A 16,430-nucleotide genomic window follows, 5' to 3' on the forward strand; every position below is an offset into this window, starting at 1 on the left:
CGGCCTCTCCCCAGCCCCCACCTCATCGGCGCCCCCCCCGCCCCGCGCCGGCGGGGCCGTTTCACGTGAACCGCCCCGGCCGGCGTCGTTGTTTTGGAGGTAATCAAGCGTGAAAGGGTGATGTTATCGTGTCACCCTCGCGGCCCCCTGCGACCTCACCCTTGGCGGGCAGGCGCGCCCTTGCGGGCGATCTCCGCGGCGGCCTCCCGGTAGGCCACAGCGCCGGCGGAGGCCGGGTCGTAGGTGAGCACGGTCTGCTGATAGCTCGGAGCCTCGGAGATCCGCACGTTGCGGGGGATCGCGGTGGAGAGCAGCTGATCGGGGAAGTGCGCCCGCACTTCCTCGGCCACCTGCACGGCCAGGTTGGTCCGCGCGTCGAACATCGTCAGCAGGATCGTGCTGACCTGCAGCTTCGGGTTCAGGTGCGTGCGGATCATCTCCACGTTCTTCAGCAGCTGCGAGAGGCCCTCCAGGGCGTAGTACTCGGCCTGGATGGGGATCAGCACCTCCTCGGCCGCCACGAACGCGTTCACGGTCAGCAGTCCCAGCGAGGGCGGGCAGTCGATGAACACGTAGTCCAGGGGCTCCTGGCCCTGCGCCTCACGCCAACTCATGTAGGCCTCGAGGGCCCGGGCTAGGCGCTGTTCCCGGGCCACCATGGACACCAGCTCGATCTCCGCGCCGGCCAGGTCGATCGTCGCCGGCACCACCTGCAGCCCGTCCACGTCCGGGGCGTCCTGCACGGCGTCCTGCAGGGGCATCTCGCCGAGCAGGACGTCGTACACGGAGGCCACCTCGCCCGTGTGCGGGATGTTCAGGGCGGTGGAGGCGTTGCCCTGCGGGTCGATGTCGATCACCAGCACCCGCATCCCCGCCCGCGCCATGGCGGCGGCAAGGTTCACGGTGGTGGTGGTCTTGCCCACCCCACCCTTCTGGTTCGAGGTGGTCAGCACGCGCGTTCGGTCCGGGCGGTTCAGGCGCCGCGAACGCAGCCGGGAGCCGTCCTCACCGGCCGCGCCCCTCTCAGCGGACCGGCCGGCCCACCTCTGGCGCAGGGCCCTCCAGGCCCCTCCGCGGCTCTCCTGCTCCTGGGCCATGGTGCTCCTCCTGTGCGTCGGTCGGCGTGCGCCAACGGGGTTCCGTGGGCACCGGAGCGCCGGCCCGGGGGAGGGGCCTCAGCGTGCGGGGCGCGCAGGCACGCGCACCACGGTGGTGGCCTCGGGCAGGAGGCCCTCACCCACCGTCAGGATCTCCGGTTCGCCACCACCATACTTGCGCAGCGCCTTGCCGGCGGCGGCGATCTCCTCGGCCGCCGAGCGCCCCTTGATGGCCAGCAGCTGGCCATCGCCACGGGCGAGCGGCATGGTGATCGGCAGGAGGGTGCGCAGCGCGGACACGGCCCGGGCCGTCACGACGTCGGCCTGCACCTCGTCCGCGACCTGCTCCGAGCGTCCGCGCAGCACGGTGACGTTCTTCAGGCCGAGGTCCGCGATCACCATCTCCAGCCAGGTGACCCGCCGCTCCAGCGGCTCGATGAGCACGAAGCGGCAGTCCGGGCGGGCCAGGGCCAGGCAGAGCCCGGGCAGGCCGGCGCCGGAGCCGACGTCGGCCACGATCGCGCCCTCGGGCAGCAGGCCGCCCACCACGGCGCAGTTGAGCACGTGGCGCTCCCAGAGGCGCGGCACCTCACGCGGGCCCAGCAGGCCCCACTCGATGCCGGTGGTGGCCAGGTGCTCCACATAGCGCTCGGCCAGGGGCAGGGTGGGTCCGAAGACCTCCTGCGCGGCGTGGCGCAGGGGCTCGGTGAGGGCGGGGGCGGGGGAATCGGCGCGCTCAGTCATGCGGACCGATGACCACGTGACGGCGCGGCCCCTCACCCTCGGACTCCGAGACCAGGCCTGCCTCGGCGACGACGTCGTGCACGATCTTGCGCTCGTAGGCCCCCATGGGGTCCAGGTGGACGGTCTCGCCCTCGGAGCGGGCCCGCTCGACCGCCTCACCGGCGATCCGCCGCAGCTCGGCGTCCCGGCGCCGGCGGTGGCCGGCGATGTCCAGGATCAGCCGGGAGCGGTGCCCGGTGGAGGTGAGCACGGCCAGCCGCACGAGCTCCTGCAGGGCTTCGAGGGTCTTGCCGTCGGGGCCCACGAGGTCCAGGAGGCGCTCGTCGTCGGCGTCCTCGGCCACCACGGACACGTGGGCGCGGCCCTCGCGGACCTCGATGTCGATGTCCCCGTCGAGGTCCGCGATGTCCAGCAGCTCCTCGACGTAGTCCGCGGCGACGTCGCCCTCCTCCTCGAGGCGGCGCAGGGCCTCGGCCTGGGCGTCCTCGGCGGGCCGCTCCGTGTCGGGGGCCTCCGCACCGGCGACGACGGCGGCCTCCTCAGGCCCGTCCGCGGTGCCCGGTCCGGAGTGGGGGTCGGCGGGGGTGGTCACTTCTTCCTCCGGTTCTTGCGCTGGGGCTGGGGGCGCTGGCCGCCGGCGGAGGGCTGGGCCTCGCCGTTGAGCACGGGGCCCGTGCTCTCACGGGAGGCGGCGTGGGCGGAGCCGGCGGTGGCGGCGGCCTCGGTGACCTTCGTGCCCACGGGGGGCAGGCCCTTGGCGGCGCGGCGCTCGTTGAGCTCCTGTTCGGCGAGGGAGCCGGGGGTGGGGTTGTTGCGGATGATCCACCACTGCTGGCCCACGGCCCAGAAGTTGGAGTACGTCCAGTACAGGAGCACACCGATGGGGAAGTTGATGCCGCCGATGCCGAAGATCAGGGGCATGGCGTAGAGCATGACCTGCTGCGTCTGCATCATCGGGCCCTCGAGGGCCGTCTGGTTCATGTTCTTCGTCATGAGCATCTTCTGCATGAAGAACATGGAGCCGGACATCAGCAGGATCAGCGCCAGCGCCACCACCACCACGGGCGTGCCGCCGGGCTGGCCGAGCGCACCCATGAAGGTGTCGGACATCTGCGCGCCGAACACCTGGGAGGACTCGAAGGAGCGGATCTGGTCCGCTGAGAGGGCGTCCATGCCCTCGCCACGCTCGGCGGCGCCGCGGGCCTGGACGAGCACCTGGTAGAGGGCGAAGAAGAACGGCATCTGCAGCAGCAGCGGCAGGCATGCGGCGAACGGGTTGGCCCCGTGCTCCTTCATGAGGGCCTGCTGCTCCAGCGCCATGGCCTGACGGGAGAGCTGGTCCTTCTTGCCCTTGTACTTGGCCTGGAGCTTCTTCAGTTCCGGCTGCAGGGTCTGCATGGCCCGCTGGGCGTTGATCTGCTTGACGAACAGCGGGATCAGCAGGGTGCGGATGAGCACCACCAGCAGGAGGATGGACAGCGCCCACGTCCATCCGGAGTCCGAGGGCAGGCCCACCGCCTCCAGGACGCTGTGGAACGCCCCGAGGATCCAGGACATGATCCATCGGAAGGGGGCGAGGATGGCTTCGAACATGGGTTCAGTCCTCCTGCGGGGGGTCAGGTGGGATGGGCGGGTGGTTGAGCTGGATGATGCGGGGGCTGCGCCCGGGAGGCCAGCGACGCCGGCCCGGGGGGACCGGGTCGACGCCACCATCGTTCCAGGGGTGGCAGCGGGCCAGGCGTCGGGCGCTGAGCCAGCAGCCTCGGACCGCGCCGTGCACCTGCACCGCCTCCAGGGCGTACGCCGAGCAGCTCGGGAAGAACCGGCAGACGGGCCCGTAGAGGGGGGAGACGACGGCGCGGTAGGCCATGAGCAGCCAGGCGAGCACGGTGGAGGGCAGGGCCCGGAGCGGGCCCCACTGGCGGGACGGTTCGAGGACCACGTAGGGGGAGGAGGCGGTCATCGTGGACCGGTCTTCCCTGCGGTGGTGCGCTCCCGCCGCTTGAGGGCGGAGGCGAGGGCCCCGGAGACCTCCCGGCGGAGGGTGGCGTGGTCCGCGGTGGCGGCCGGCGGCAGGGCGCGTACCTGCACGAGCAGGGGGCGTCCGCGCAGGGCGGGGCCGTCCAGCTCGTCCCGGAGGATGGCGCGCAGCCGGCGGACCACCCGGTGGCGGACCACCGAGTTGCCCACGGCCTTGGACACGACGAACCCGGCCCGCGGACCTCGAGGCTCGCTCGAGGCCGGGGGCCGGGTCTGTTCGGGCTCGGGCGCCACGGTCACCACCACGCAGGGCCTGCCGGCGCGGGTGCCGGTGCGGCGGATGTGCTGGAACTCCGCGGGGGTCCGGACGCGCCGGTCACGGGGCAGCACGGTGTTCCGTCAGCCCAGCGGGACGCGAATCAGGCGGAGAGCTCCGCGCGGCCCTTGCCACGGCGGGCGGCGAGGATGGCGCGGCCGGCACGGGTGCGCATGCGGGCGCGGAAGCCGTGCTTGCGGGCACGACGGCGGTTGTTGGGCTGGAACGTGCGCTTGGTCACTGTGATCACTCCACGACTGTTGTGTGCCTTGCGACCGTCGACCTGAGGAGGTGAACCAGGGGGAAGGGCCGGTGGGGCTCTGACATGAAATCCCCGGCGGGCACGGCATAGCACCGACCCGGGGGACCCGGCAACTCTAGTGGTCACCGGGGACGGGGGTCAAACGCGTGTGCGCAGGCGGCCCCTACGCCGTGCTCGGCGGGGGCTTCGTCCACAGGAGGATAGGCGTTGTCCACCGTCTGTGCACAACCCTGTGGACAACGATTAGACTCGTGCCACCGTTGTCCGTTGCACCGCAGTCGGCCGCCTTCCCCGGGCGGGCTGCCCAGGAAAGGAAGTCTCCTATGGCGGCAGACCAGGCCGTGCTGACTCAGTGGCGTCAGGTGGTGTCGGCTCTCCAGGACGACGCGCGGGTCACCTCCCGCCTGATGGGCTTCGTGTACCTCGCCCAGCCGCAGGGCCTGATCGGCAACACGCTGCTGCTGGCCGTGCCCAACGAGACCACCCGCGAGACCCTCCAGGGCGCCCAGGTGGCCGATGCCCTCACGGATGCGCTCACCGCGGTTTTCCGCGAGGAGACCCTGCTGGCGATCTCCATCGACGCGAACATGCAGCTGCCGCGCACCCCCTCCGCGGACGACCGCCGCGCGGAGCTTCCGGCGGGCCCGGCCGAGCCGGGCGAGCAGGAGTCCGCGGCCCCCGCCGCCCCGACGACGGCGCCGCCCGCCTCCGCCCCGCAGGCCCCGGCCCCGGGCGCGCACCGCGGTGTGGCCGAGGAGCTGCCCGGTCTCGCCGCCCCCCGCACCGAGCCGGCACCGGCCCGCAACGGCGGCGCGCCCACGCCCGCGCCGCCGTCGACGTCGTCGGAGACGAGCCGCTTGAACGAGCGCTACCACTTCGAGACGTTCGTGATCGGCTCGTCCAACCGGTTCGCGCATGCGGCCGCCAACGCTGTGGCCGAGGCCCCGGCCAAGGCGTACAACCCGCTGTTCATCTACGGCGAGTCGGGGCTGGGCAAGACCCACCTGCTGCACGCGATCGGCCACTACGCGAAGAGGCTCTACCCGGGGCTGCGGGTGCGCTACGTGAACTCGGAGGAGTTCACCAACGACTTCATCAACTCCATCCGCCACGACGAGGGCGCCTCGTTCAAGCAGGTCTACCGGAACGTGGACATCCTGCTGATCGACGACATCCAGTTCCTGGCGGACAAGGAGGCGACGGTCGAGGAGTTCTTCCACACCTTCAACACGCTCTACAACAACAACAAGCAGGTGGTCATCACCTCGGATCTGCCGCCCAAGCAGCTCTCCGGGTTCGAGGACCGTCTGCGCTCCCGCTTCGAGTGGGGACTGATCACGGACATCCAGCCGCCGGACCTCGAGACCCGCATCGCGATCCTCCGCAAGAAGGCGGAGGCGGAGGGCCTGGTCGCCCCGCCGGAGGCGCTCGAGTACATCGCCTCGCGCATCTCCACGAACATCCGTGAGCTCGAGGGCGCGCTGATCCGCGTGACGGCGTTCGCCTCCCTGAACCGGCAGCCGGTGGACATCGAGCTGGCCGAGCAGGTGCTCAAGGACCTGATCACGGACGAGGCGGCCCAGGAGATCACCCCGGAGCTGATCGTCCACACCACTGCGGACTACTTCAACCTCACGGTGGAGGAGCTGAACAGCAAGTCCCGCACGCGGACCCTGGTGACGGCCCGCCAGATCGCCATGTACCTGCTGCGCGAGCTCACGGAGATGTCGCTGCCGAAGATCGGCCAGACCCTCGGTGGCCGTGACCACACCACCGTGATCCATGCGGACCGCAAGATCCGCGAGCTGATGGCCGAGCGGCGGACCATCTTCAATCAGGTGACCGAGCTCACCAATGAGATCAAGCGCAAGCAGCGCGGGGCCTGAACAGCCCAGATCCTTCGACCTTGGCTCGAAGCCGGCTCCACATTGTCCACCGGTGTGGACAACTGTGTGGAGAACCCCGGGGACGACGTCGGCCTCCCCACCCCTGTGGACAACAGGGAACCGCAGGAACACGCCGTCCACGGTGCCCTCCACACCCCTGGGGACAGCCGGGGCCCACCCGTGGGGAATTCCATCGGTGTCATTCGGTTGTCCACCGATATCCCCAGCTTTCCACAGGCCAGAACCGCGGAAACACGCCGATTTCGAGCCCCTGGACGCCGGGCTGTGGACAGTCCTGTGGACAGGGCGGGGACGGGAGGGCTCGGCCGGGGGACGACCCCCGGAGGGGCTGTGGACAGGGGCGGAGACGGCTCGGAGCGTCATCCACCGGCCGCCCACACCCCGAACGGGCGAGGATCCCCAGGATCCCCACACCGGGATCGGCGGAATCCTGCGGCCAGGGGGCGATCTCCACAGGATCCACACCTGCTACCACCACTTCTGACCCTCCCGAAAACATCCCGTCAAGCAACACCGGCACCTCTGCCCCGGCCCGGCACGAATCACAAGAATCCGGACGGCCGGCGGCCGTCCCCATCGGACCTGACACCGCTGGCGGCGACGGCCTATGCTGATCCCCAGCGCACCCGCCGGACGTCTACGGATCCCTGTGATTCACCGTTCTGCCGGCCGCTCGGCTCCGCTCCGCGCCCCGTCCGCGGTTGCCGTGCCACCACCCGTGTGATCCCGCCAGAGAGGCAGTGCAGAGCTCGTGAAGTTCACCGTCGAACGCGACATCCTCAGCGACGCCGTCTCCTGGGCCGCCCGCTCCCTGTCCCCGCGCCCGCCCGTGCCGGTGCTCTCAGGGCTGCTGGTCACTGCCGAGGCCGGCGTCGTGTCCATCGCGAGCTTCGACTACGAGACCTCCGCGCGCCTTCAGATCGAGGCGGACGTGGAGTCCGAGGGCCAGGTGCTCGTCTCCGGCCGCCTGCTCAATGACATCGTCCGCTCGCTGCCCGCCGCGCCCGTGACCCTCGAGGTGGACGGCGGCAAGGCCGTGCTCACGTGCCGGTCCTCCCGCTTCGCCCTGGCCACCATGCCGGTGGCCGACTACCCGGCCCTGCCCGCGCTGCCGGAGGCCGCCGGCACCGTGGACGGCGCGGAGTTCGCCCACGCCGTGGCCCAGGTGACCGTGGCCGCCTCCAAGGACGACACCCTGCCGATCCTCACCGCCGTGAAGGTGGAGATCGAGGGCGACACCATGACCTTCCTCGCCACCGACCGCTACCGGCTGGCCATGAAGGAGATCCGCTGGCAGCCCTCGGACCCGTCCGTGTCCACCTCGCTGCTGGTCAAGGCCCGCACCCTCACCGAGGTCGCCAAGTCCCTCGGCGGCGGCGGGCGGCTGGAGATCATGTTCGGCGAGTCCGCGGACCTGGTGGGCTTCTCCTCAGGCGGGCGCCGCACCACCTCCGTGCTGGTGGACGGCGAGTACCCCAAGATCCGCTCGCTGTTCCCGGAGACCAGCCCCATCCAGGCGGTTGTGGACACCGCCGCACTCGTGGAGGCCTCCCGGCGTGTGGCCCTCGTGGCCGAGCGCAACACCGCGCTGCGCATGGTGTTCACCGACGGCCAGGTCAGCCTCGACGCCGGCACCGGGGACGACGCCTCCGCCACCGAGTCCGTGCCCTGCACCCTGGAGGGTGAGGACATCACCGTGGCCTTCAACCCCTCCTACCTCTCCGAGGGCCTGGCCGTGGTGGACCAGCCGCAGGTGCGGTTCTCCTTCACCTCCGCTCCCAAGCCGGCCCTGCTCACGGGCGTGTCCGAGGAGTCCGGGACCGTCTCGGACCACCGGTACCTCGTGATGCCCGTGCGCCTCACCTGAGCCCCGGGACCGGCCTGCTCCCGTGTACCTGTCCCGTCTCACCGTCGCGGACTTCCGGTCCTACCGGTGGGCCGACCTCGAGCTGACGCCCGGCTCCACGGTGCTGCTCGGCGCCAACGGGGTGGGCAAGACCAACCTCGTGGAGGCCATCGGGTACCTCGGCTCACACCAGTCGCACCGGGTCAGCCAGGACGCCCAGCTCGTCCGCTTCGGCCAGGACCGGGCACGGATCGCCGGGCGTGTGCACCGCGGCCCCCGCTCCGTGGCGCTCGAGCTGGAAATCCTGCCAGGCCGCTCCAACCGCGTGGCCATCAACCGGGGCGCCCCCGTGCGGGCCCGTGAAGGCCTGGGGATCCTGCGCACCGTGGTGTTCGCCCCCGAGGACCTCGGCCTGGTCACCCAGGACCCGGGCGGCCGGCGTCGTTTCCTGGACCAGCTCATGGTGCAGCTGCGTCCCGCCCTCGGCGAGGCCGCCGCGGACTACGAGCGGGTGCTGCGCCAGCGCAACGCCCTGCTGAAGTCCGCCCGCCGGGCCCACCGCTGGGGTGCGGAGGAGGAGACCACCCTCGAGGTGTGGGACGAGCACCTGTGCACGGCCGGGGCCCGGCTGCTGCACGGCCGCCTGCACGTGCTGCGCCTGCTGGCCCACCCGCTGCGTGAGGACTACGCCGCCCTCACCAACGGCTCCAAGACCGCCAGCTACGCCTACGACTCCACGGTCCCGCTGGCCCGGGGCACCCACACGGAGGCGCCACCGGTGGAGGAACTCGCCGCAGACATGCGCACCGCGCTGCGCGCCCAGCGAGAGGAGGAGCGGGCGCGCGCCCTCACCCTGGTGGGTCCGCACCGGGACGAGCTCACCCTGTTCCTGGGCCCCGCCCCCGCCCGCGGGTACGCCTCGCACGGGGAGACCTGGTCCCTCGCCCTGGCTCTGCGCCTGGCGGCCTACGACGTGCTCGCCGCGGACGACCCGGACCCCCACGGCCGCCCCGTGCTGATCCTCGACGACGTGTTCGCCGAGCTGGACTCCGCGCGTCGGGCCCGGCTGGCCGGCCTGGTGGGCCGAGCCGAGCAGGTGATCGTCACAGGGGCCGCGGTGGAGGACATCCCGGACGCCCTCACGGGCCACCGCGTGCTGATCCGGCAGGACGCCGAGGGCTCGGAGGCGGTGACGGCAGCCGCCGCTCCGGTGGAGGGAGACATCCGCGAGCCACGGCACGGGGGCGAAGCCGATGCGTGAGCTCGAGCCGGACTCCCTGGCCGAGCAACCCCCGGACCGGCCGGACCTGGCCCTCGTGCAGCTGCGGCGGGTGCGGGAGGCAGCCCGCCAGCGGGGGGACGCCCCCGTGCGGGGCCGCACCGGTGCCGGGGGCCTGGCCGCCACCATGGCCGGCACGGCCCCGAGCAGCGGGGGGACCGGCCGGGGAGCAGTGCGACGCCGGGCGCCCGGCGCGGACGACCGCGACCCGGCGACGGTCTCGAGCGTGTTCGGCCGGCTCATCCGGGACCGCGGCTGGTCCACCCCCGTGGCGGTGGGCTCCGTGCTCACCCGCTGGGCGGAGCTGGTGGGCCCGGAGATCGCACTGCACTGCCGGCCGGAGTCCTTCGAGAACTCCGTGGTGCATGTGCGCACGAGCTCCACGGCGTGGGCCACGCAGCTGCGCCTGATGAGCCCGGTGCTGATGCAGCGCTTCGACGACGCCCTCGGCCCCGGTGTGGTCACCCGGATCGACGTCTCGGGCCCGCAGGCGCCCAGCTGGCGCAAGGGACCGCGCAGCGTGCGCGGCGGCCGGGGCCCGCGGGACACCTACGGCTGAGTCCGCCCCGAGGCACACGGCGGCAGCCTGCCGCACCGTCGGCCTACCGTGGGCGCCCCTCTGCCGCGCTCAGCACCCCGGGGCCGTCCGGGGAGCCATCCGGGCTCTCCGGGGGCTCCCCAGTGGCCGCCTGAGGCCCGCCAGGGGCAGATCTGCGCCCCGGCACCGCCCGGGGCGAGCGCTCCGGGTGGGCCGGGGGATAGACTGACATGGAGAACGACGGCGGAGGCCGGCCCCGGGCCGGGCTCCGCTCCCGCGCGCGTGCGCGCGACCGTGCCGCCCAGCCTCCGAGGAAGTGACCGCCCGTGACCCACGACGCACCCGAGAACGACCCCCAGGGGACCGCGGAGCCGAGCGCGCCGGCGTCGTCCGCCCCGGCCTCCGAGCGCAAGGTGCCCGGCGACTACGGGGCCTCGGCGATCACCGTCCTCGAGGGCCTCGAAGCCGTCCGCAAGCGCCCCGGCATGTACATCGGCTCCACCGGCCCCCGCGGCCTGCACCACCTGGTGTACGAGGTGGTGGACAACTCCGTGGACGAGGCGCTCGCGGGCTACGCGGACGGCATCGACGTCACCCTGCAGGCCGACGGCGGTGTGCGGGTCTCGGACAACGGCCGCGGCATCCCCGTGGACATCCACCCCACCGAGGGCAAGCCCACCGTGGAGGTCGTCATGACCATCCTCCACGCCGGCGGCAAGTTCGGCGGCGGCGGATACGCGGTCTCCGGCGGCCTGCACGGCGTGGGCATCTCCGTGGTGAACGCGCTGTCCACGCGGGTGGACACCGAGGTCCGCCGTCAGGGGCACGCCTGGCGCATGTCCTTCGCCGACGGCGGCCACCCCCAGGGCGAGCTGGTCAAGGGCGAGGCCACCGAGGCCACGGGCACCACCCAGACGTTCTGGCCGGACCCGGAGATCTTCGAGAGCGTCGAGTTCGACTACGAGACCCTGCGCGCCCGCTTCCAGCAGATGGCGTTCCTCAACAAGGGCCTGCGCATCACGCTCACGGACGAGCGCGTGCAGGAGGACAACGAGGTGCACGACGACGAGATCGTCGGCGAGGGCACCGCGGGGGAGGAGGCCGCGGAGAACGGCCTCACCGAGGACGCCGAACCCGCCCCGCAGCGGCGCACGGTCACCTACCTGTACCAGGACGGCCTGCTGGACTACGTGAAGCACCTGAACTCCGCCAAGCGCGTGGAGATGGTGCACGACGACGTCATCGCCTTCGAGGCCGAGGACACCGAGCGCTCCATGGCGGTCGAGGTGGCCATGCAGTGGACCACCGCGTACTCCGAGTCCGTGCACACGTACGCGAACACGATCAACACCCATGAGGGCGGCACCCACGAGGAGGGCTTCCGCTCCGCGCTCACCGCTCTGGTGAACCGGTACGCCCGGGACAAGGAGATCCTCAAGGCCAAGGAGGAGAACCTCTCCGGCGAGGACATCCGAGAGGGCCTGACCGCCGTGATCTCCGTGAAGCTCTCGGAGCCGCAGTTCGAGGGCCAGACCAAGACGAAGCTGGGCAACTCGGAGGCGCGCGGGTTCGTGTCCAAGGTGGTCACGGACCACCTGGGCGACTGGCTGGAGCGCAACCCGGCCGCGGCCAAGGAGATCATCCGCAAGGCGATCATGGCCTCCCACGCCCGCCTGGCCGCCCGCAAGGCCCGGGACAACGCCCGCCGGAAGTCCCCGCTGGAGTCCTTCGGCATGCCCGGCAAGCTCGCGGACTGCTCCTCGAAGGACCCGGCCCGCTGCGAGGTGTACATCGTGGAGGGCGACTCCGCCGGTGGCTCGGCCAAGCAGGGCCGCAACCCGGAGACCCAGGCGATCCTGCCGCTGCGCGGCAAGATCCTGAACGTGGAGCGCGCCCGCCTGGACAAGGCGCTGGGCAACGCGGAGATCCAGTCGATGATCACGGCCTTCGGCACGAACATCGGCGAGGACTTCGACATCTCGAAGCTGCGGTACCACAAGATCGTGCTCATGGCGGATGCGGACGTGGACGGCCAGCACATCACCACGCTGCTGCTGACCGTGCTGTTCCGGTACATGCGCCCGCTGATCGAGGCCGGGCACGTGTTCCTGGCGCAGCCGCCGCTGTACCGCATCAAGTGGTCCAACGCCCCGCACGACTACGTGTTCTCCGACGAGGAGCGCGACGCCGCGATCCAGGCCGGCACGGCCAAGGGCTGGCGCTACCCGAAGGACAACGGCATCCAGCGGTACAAGGGCCTGGGCGAGATGGACTACCAGGAGCTGTGGGACACCACGATGGACCCGGAGCACCGCACCCTGCTGCAGGTGACCATGGCGGACGCCGCCGCCGCGGACGCCGTGTTCTCCATGCTCATGGGCGAGGATGTCGAGTCCCGCCGCAGCTTCATCCAGCAGAACGCCAAGGACGTTCGCTTCCTGGACATCTGAGCCCGTGCACGGGCCGACAGTGTCCGGCCCGCGCCTTCCCCGATCCTGACTTCGCACCGCCGAGAGGACCCGCGTGAGCGACGAGAACACCCCCGACCAGAGCCCGGACCAGGGCCACACCCCCGCGAGCTCGGAGGCGGCCCCCGACCAGGCCGTCACCCCGCAGGAGGCCACGGACGCGACCGGCCAGGGCGCCGCCGTCGAGCACTACGTGCTGCCCGAAGGCGCCGCGGACAAGGTGGAGCCCGTCGACCTCGAGTCGGAGATGAAGCGCTCGTACCTGGACTACGCGATGGCCGTGATCGTCGGCCGCGCCCTGCCGGACGTGCGCGACGGCCTGAAGCCGGTGCACCGGCGCGTGCTCTACGGCATGTTCGACGGCGGCTACCGCCCGGACCGGTCCTTCAACAAGTCGGCCCGCATCGTCGGCGAGGTGATGGGCAACTACCACCCGCACGGCGACTCCGCGATCTACGACGCCCTGGTGCGCCTGATCCAGGACTGGGTGATGCGCTACCCGCTGGCGCTGGGCCAGGGCAACTTCGGCTCCCCGGGCAACGACGGCGCCGCCGCCCAGCGCTACACCGAGACCAAGATGGCCCCGCTGGCCATGGAGATGGTCCGGGACATCGACGAGGACACGGTCGACTTCCAGGACAACTACGACGGCAAGCAGCAGGAGCCCACGGTGCTGCCGGCCCGGTTCCCGAACCTGCTGGTCAACGGCTCCTCGGGCATCGCCGTCGGCATGGCCACGAACATCCCGCCGCACAACCTGCGGGAGGTGGCTGCCGGCGTCCAGTGGTATCTGGAGAACCCGGAGGCCTCCCGTGAGGAGCTGCTGGCGGCGCTCATGCAGCGCATCAAGGGCCCGGACTTCCCGGGTGGGGCGCAGATCCTCGGCCGCAAGGGCATCGAGGAGGTGTACCGCACCGGGCGTGGTCCGATCACCATGCGCGCCGTGGTGGACGTGGAGGAGATCCAGGGCCGCACGTGCTTGGTGATCACCGAGCTGCCGTACATGGTGAACCCGGACAACCTGGCCGCGAAGGTCGCGGAGATGGTGCGGGACGGGAAGATCTCCGGCATCGCGGACATGCGGGACGAGACCTCCGGCCGCACCGGCCAGCGCCTGGTGATCGTGCTCAAGCGCGACGCCGTGCCGAAGGTGGTGCTGAACAACCTCTACAAGCACACCGACCTGCAGACCAACTTCTCGGCGAACATGCTGGCCCTCGTGGACGGGGTACCGCGGACCCTCTCCCTGGACGGGTTCGTGCACCACTGGGTGAAGCACCAGATCGACGTGATCGTGCGCCGCACCGCGTTCCGCAAGCGCAAGGCTGAGGCCCGCGCGCACATCCTGCTGGGCCTGCTCAAGGCCCTGGACATGCTGGACGAGGTCATCGCGACCATCCGCCGTTCGGCGTCCGCGGACGTGGCCAAGGAGGCCCTGAAGTCCCTGCTGGACATCGACGACGAGCAGGCCGGCGCGATCCTGCAGATGCAGCTGCGCCAGCTCGCGGCCCTGGAGTCCCAGAAGATCCAGGACGAGTACGACGAGCTGATGGCGCGGATCGCCGAGTACACGGAGATCCTGGGCTCCCCGCAGCGTCAGCGCGAGGTGGTCTCGGAGGAGCTGGCCGGGATCGTGGAGCGCCACGGGGACGAGCGCCGCGCCGAGATCGTGGCGGGCTTCGAAGGGGACATGTCCATCGAGGACCTCATCCCCGAGGAGGAGATGGTCGTGACCATCACCCGCGGCGGGTATGTCAAGCGCACGCGCATCGACAACTACCGCTCGCAGGCGCGCGGCGGCAAGGGGGTGCGCGGGGCGGCGCTGCGCGGCGACGACGTCGTGGAGCACTTCCTGACGGTCTCCACCCACCATTGGCTGCTGTTCTTCACGAACTTCGGCCGGGTGTACCGGATCAAGACCTACGAGCTGCTCGAGGCCGGGCGCGACGCGAAGGGCCAGCATGTGGCGAATCTGCTCGCGTTCCAGCCGGAGGAGCGGATCGCGCAGATCCAGCCCCTGGCCGGGTACGACGGCGACGCCGAGTACCTTGTGCTCGCCACCCGCAACGGCCTGGTGAAGAAGACCCCGCTGGCGGACTACGACACGAACCGCACGGCCGGCCTGATCGCTGTGAAGCTGCGCGAGGGCGACGAGCTGGTCTCCGCGCGGGTGGCCTCCAAGGACGACGACCTGCTGCTGATCTCCCGCCTGGGCCAGTCCCTGCGCTTCACCGCCACGGACGAGGCGCTGCGCCCCATGGGCCGTGCCACCTCCGGTGTGACCGGCATGAAGTTCCGGGACGGTGACTCCCTGCTCTCCATGGACGTGATCCGCCCCGGCGAGGAGCGGTTCGTGTTCACAGTGACGGATGGCGGCTTCGCCAAGCGGACCCCCGTGGAGGAGTACCGGGTGCAGGGCCGTGGCGGCCTGGGCATCAAGGTGGCCAAGCTCGTGGACGACCGCGGCGAGCTGGCCGGCGGGCTCGTGGTGGGCGAGGACCAGGAGGTGCTCGTGGTGATGGCCTCGGGCAAGGTGGTGCGCTCCGCCGTCGCGGGGGTGCCGGCCAAGGGCCGCGACACCATGGGTGTGATCTTCGCGAAGCCGGACCGGAAGGACCGGATCGTGGCCGTCACCGTGAACAACGAGGACGAGATCGAGGCCCATGCGGATGCCGGGGAGGGCGCTGCCGGGACGCCCTCAGGCGAGGCCGGGGCCGCCGCAGGGGCGAGGGTACCCTTGGACGCAGTCATCGATCAGACCGACCCCGTAGCCGCGCCGGAGGACGCCCCTGTGGGCGCCGCCGGTGAGGGTGCAGACGGAGGAGAGCAGTGAGCACCGCCGCATCGAAGCGCCCGGCAGGCAAGGGCGCGGGGACGTCCACCCCGGGGGGTGGCCGCCCGGTCCGCCGGACCAGCCGTGAGGGCCAGGAGGACCTGGTTCGCGCCGTCCCGAAGGCGAAGGTCCGCAAGGCCCGCCTGATGCTGACCCGCGTGGACCCGTGGTCCGTGCTGAAGCTGTCCTTCCTGCTCTCAGTGGCGCTGGGGATTCTCACCGTGGTGGCCACGATCGCCCTGTATTCGCTGGCGAACTCGTTCGGGGTGTTCGACCAGATCAACGGGGTGCTCGGCAGCGTGCTCGGCTCCACCTCGGGCCGGTTCACGGTGCAGTCCCTGGCCCCGTTCAGCCTGGTGATCTCCCTGGCCACCGTGCTGGCCGTGATCAACGTGATCCTGCTGACGGCGCTGTCCACTGTGGGGGCGCTGCTGTACAACGTGTGCGCGGCCCTTGTGGGCGGTGTGGGCGTGACCCTCGCGGACGACTGATCCGCCCGCTCCGCCGGTCCGGCGCCGACTTGCACCGGACCGGCGGAGGTGTGTACAGTGGTCTCCTGTTGTGAGCGGATTCCTCCGCCATGACGGTGAGGGCGTATAGCTCAGGCGGTTAGAGCGCTTCGCTGATAACGAAGAGGTCCCAAGTTCAAGTCTTGGTACGCCCACTCCACGCACAGAGCCCCGGTCCGCTGGGGCTCGCGTCGTCTTCGGATCCCATCCGAGAGGGAGGACCCATGCGGTTGGCCCGAATCGCCACGCTGGCGGCCGGTGCGGCCGCCGCGTACGGGGTCCGCGCCTGGCGGCGGAACCGCGCGAGCAGGGATGTCTGGGCTCAGGCCACGGACAGCCTGCCCGGGCGCTCCACCGGCACGACGACGTCGCCCCGGCCCACAGTGGCCGCGGCACCGGTGCGGGAGGCTCCGCTCACGCGGGGCACCGAGGAGGAGGGCCGCACGGCCTGATCCCACGGGGGCATGGCGCAATTGGTAGCGCACCTGCTTTGCAAGCAGGGGGTTAGGGGTTCGAGTCCCCTTGCCTCCACCACTGCTCCAGGGAATGGAGCACCGAGGGGCCTGAGCCGCTGACGACGCAGCTCGGGCCCCTCTGTCATGCCCGCCGGACCCGTGGGTCCGGGGGGCGACACCGCTGTAGGGTGATGTG

The 16,430-nt window shown here is 71.3% G+C and carries 15 protein-coding genes and 2 tRNA genes; 9 read left to right on the top strand and 8 right to left on the bottom strand.

Annotation, left to right across the window (positions count from 1 at the left end; all coding sequences use genetic code 11):
* Positions 1-155 precede the first annotated feature (155 nt).
* From SPI96_RS08715 to rpmH, 7 genes are all read right to left on the bottom strand, one after another.
* Positions 156-1,097 (bottom strand): ParA family protein, encoded by a 942-nt coding sequence (locus SPI96_RS08715; protein ID WP_321081979.1) that lies wholly within the window; start codon positions 1,095-1,097, stop codon positions 156-158.
* A 78-nt stretch (positions 1,098-1,175) separates the two neighbouring features.
* Complete coding sequence (gene rsmG / locus SPI96_RS08720) at positions 1,176-1,841, bottom strand: 16S rRNA (guanine(527)-N(7))-methyltransferase RsmG (protein WP_321081980.1); 666 nt, start codon at positions 1,839-1,841, stop codon at positions 1,176-1,178.
* Complete coding sequence (locus SPI96_RS08725) at positions 1,834-2,433, bottom strand: protein jag (protein WP_321081981.1); 600 nt, start codon at positions 2,431-2,433, stop codon at positions 1,834-1,836. Before SPI96_RS08725 ends, rsmG begins: the two co-directional genes overlap by 8 nt.
* A complete protein-coding gene (gene yidC / locus SPI96_RS08730; RefSeq protein WP_321081982.1) occupies positions 2,430-3,434 on the bottom strand; it encodes a membrane protein insertase YidC in 1,005 nt (334 codons plus the stop codon). Before yidC ends, SPI96_RS08725 begins: the two co-directional genes overlap by 4 nt.
* A gap of 4 nt (positions 3,435-3,438) precedes the next feature.
* Positions 3,439-3,804: a membrane protein insertion efficiency factor YidD gene (yidD, locus tag SPI96_RS08735; protein WP_321081983.1), complete on the bottom strand. Its 366-nt coding sequence runs from the start codon at positions 3,802-3,804 to the stop codon at positions 3,439-3,441.
* The gene (locus tag SPI96_RS08740) at positions 3,801-4,211 is read right to left on the bottom strand and encodes a ribonuclease P protein component (protein WP_321081984.1); all 411 of its coding nucleotides are present in this window, start codon (positions 4,209-4,211) and stop codon (positions 3,801-3,803) included. The genes yidD and SPI96_RS08740 overlap by 4 nt, the downstream gene beginning before the upstream one ends.
* A gap of 29 nt (positions 4,212-4,240) precedes the next feature.
* Complete coding sequence (gene rpmH, locus SPI96_RS08745) at positions 4,241-4,378, bottom strand: 50S ribosomal protein L34 (protein WP_017489453.1); 138 nt, start codon at positions 4,376-4,378, stop codon at positions 4,241-4,243.
* A 344-nt stretch (positions 4,379-4,722) separates the two neighbouring features.
* On the opposite strand from rpmH, the gene dnaA reads away from it, so the two are divergent.
* The 8 genes from dnaA to SPI96_RS08785 all read left to right on the top strand — a co-directional run bounded on the left by dnaA (position 4,723) and on the right by SPI96_RS08785 (position 15,934).
* A complete protein-coding gene (gene dnaA / locus SPI96_RS08750; protein WP_321081985.1) occupies positions 4,723-6,285 on the top strand; it encodes a chromosomal replication initiator protein DnaA in 1,563 nt (520 codons plus the stop codon).
* Between the two features lie 772 nt (positions 6,286-7,057).
* Entirely contained in the window at positions 7,058-8,173 is a 1,116-nt protein-coding gene (gene dnaN / locus SPI96_RS08755) for a DNA polymerase III subunit beta (protein WP_321081986.1), read from the top strand.
* 22 nt (positions 8,174-8,195) lie between these two features.
* A complete protein-coding gene (gene recF / locus SPI96_RS08760) occupies positions 8,196-9,413 on the top strand; it encodes a DNA replication/repair protein RecF (protein WP_321081987.1) in 1,218 nt (405 codons plus the stop codon).
* The gene (locus SPI96_RS08765; protein ID WP_321081988.1) at positions 9,406-9,990 is read left to right on the top strand and encodes a DUF721 domain-containing protein; all 585 of its coding nucleotides are present in this window, start codon (positions 9,406-9,408) and stop codon (positions 9,988-9,990) included. The genes recF and SPI96_RS08765 overlap by 8 nt, the downstream gene beginning before the upstream one ends.
* Before the next feature lie 392 nt (positions 9,991-10,382).
* Positions 10,383-12,419 carry a DNA topoisomerase (ATP-hydrolyzing) subunit B gene (gyrB, locus tag SPI96_RS08770; protein WP_321082017.1) on the top strand — a complete coding sequence of 679 codons (2,037 nt, stop codon included), beginning with the start codon at positions 10,383-10,385 and terminating at the stop codon, positions 12,417-12,419.
* A gap of 73 nt (positions 12,420-12,492) precedes the next feature.
* The gene (gene gyrA, locus SPI96_RS08775) at positions 12,493-15,270 is read left to right on the top strand and encodes a DNA gyrase subunit A (RefSeq protein WP_414601934.1); all 2,778 of its coding nucleotides are present in this window, start codon (positions 12,493-12,495) and stop codon (positions 15,268-15,270) included.
* Positions 15,267-15,761 (top strand): DUF3566 domain-containing protein, encoded by a 495-nt coding sequence (locus SPI96_RS08780; protein WP_321081989.1) that lies wholly within the window; start codon positions 15,267-15,269, stop codon positions 15,759-15,761. Before gyrA ends, SPI96_RS08780 begins: the two co-directional genes overlap by 4 nt.
* Positions 15,762-15,860: 99 nt before the next feature.
* Positions 15,861-15,934 (top strand) — tRNA-Ile (locus SPI96_RS08785).
* A gap of 167 nt (positions 15,935-16,101) precedes the next feature.
* On the opposite strand, the gene SPI96_RS08790 is transcribed toward SPI96_RS08785, so the two are convergent.
* The gene (locus SPI96_RS08790; RefSeq protein WP_321081990.1) at positions 16,102-16,245 is read right to left on the bottom strand and encodes a hypothetical protein; all 144 of its coding nucleotides are present in this window, start codon (positions 16,243-16,245) and stop codon (positions 16,102-16,104) included.
* Here SPI96_RS08790 and SPI96_RS08795 point away from each other — a divergent pair.
* Positions 16,238-16,313: transfer RNA gene (locus SPI96_RS08795), tRNA-Ala, on the top strand. The genes SPI96_RS08790 and SPI96_RS08795 overlap by 8 nt on opposite strands.
* Positions 16,314-16,430: the final 117 nt, after the last annotated feature.

Origin of the sequence: Micrococcus sp. (genome assembly GCF_034179925.1) — a bacterium.
In the GTDB taxonomy this organism is placed as follows: domain Bacteria; phylum Actinomycetota; class Actinomycetes; order Actinomycetales; family Micrococcaceae; genus Micrococcus.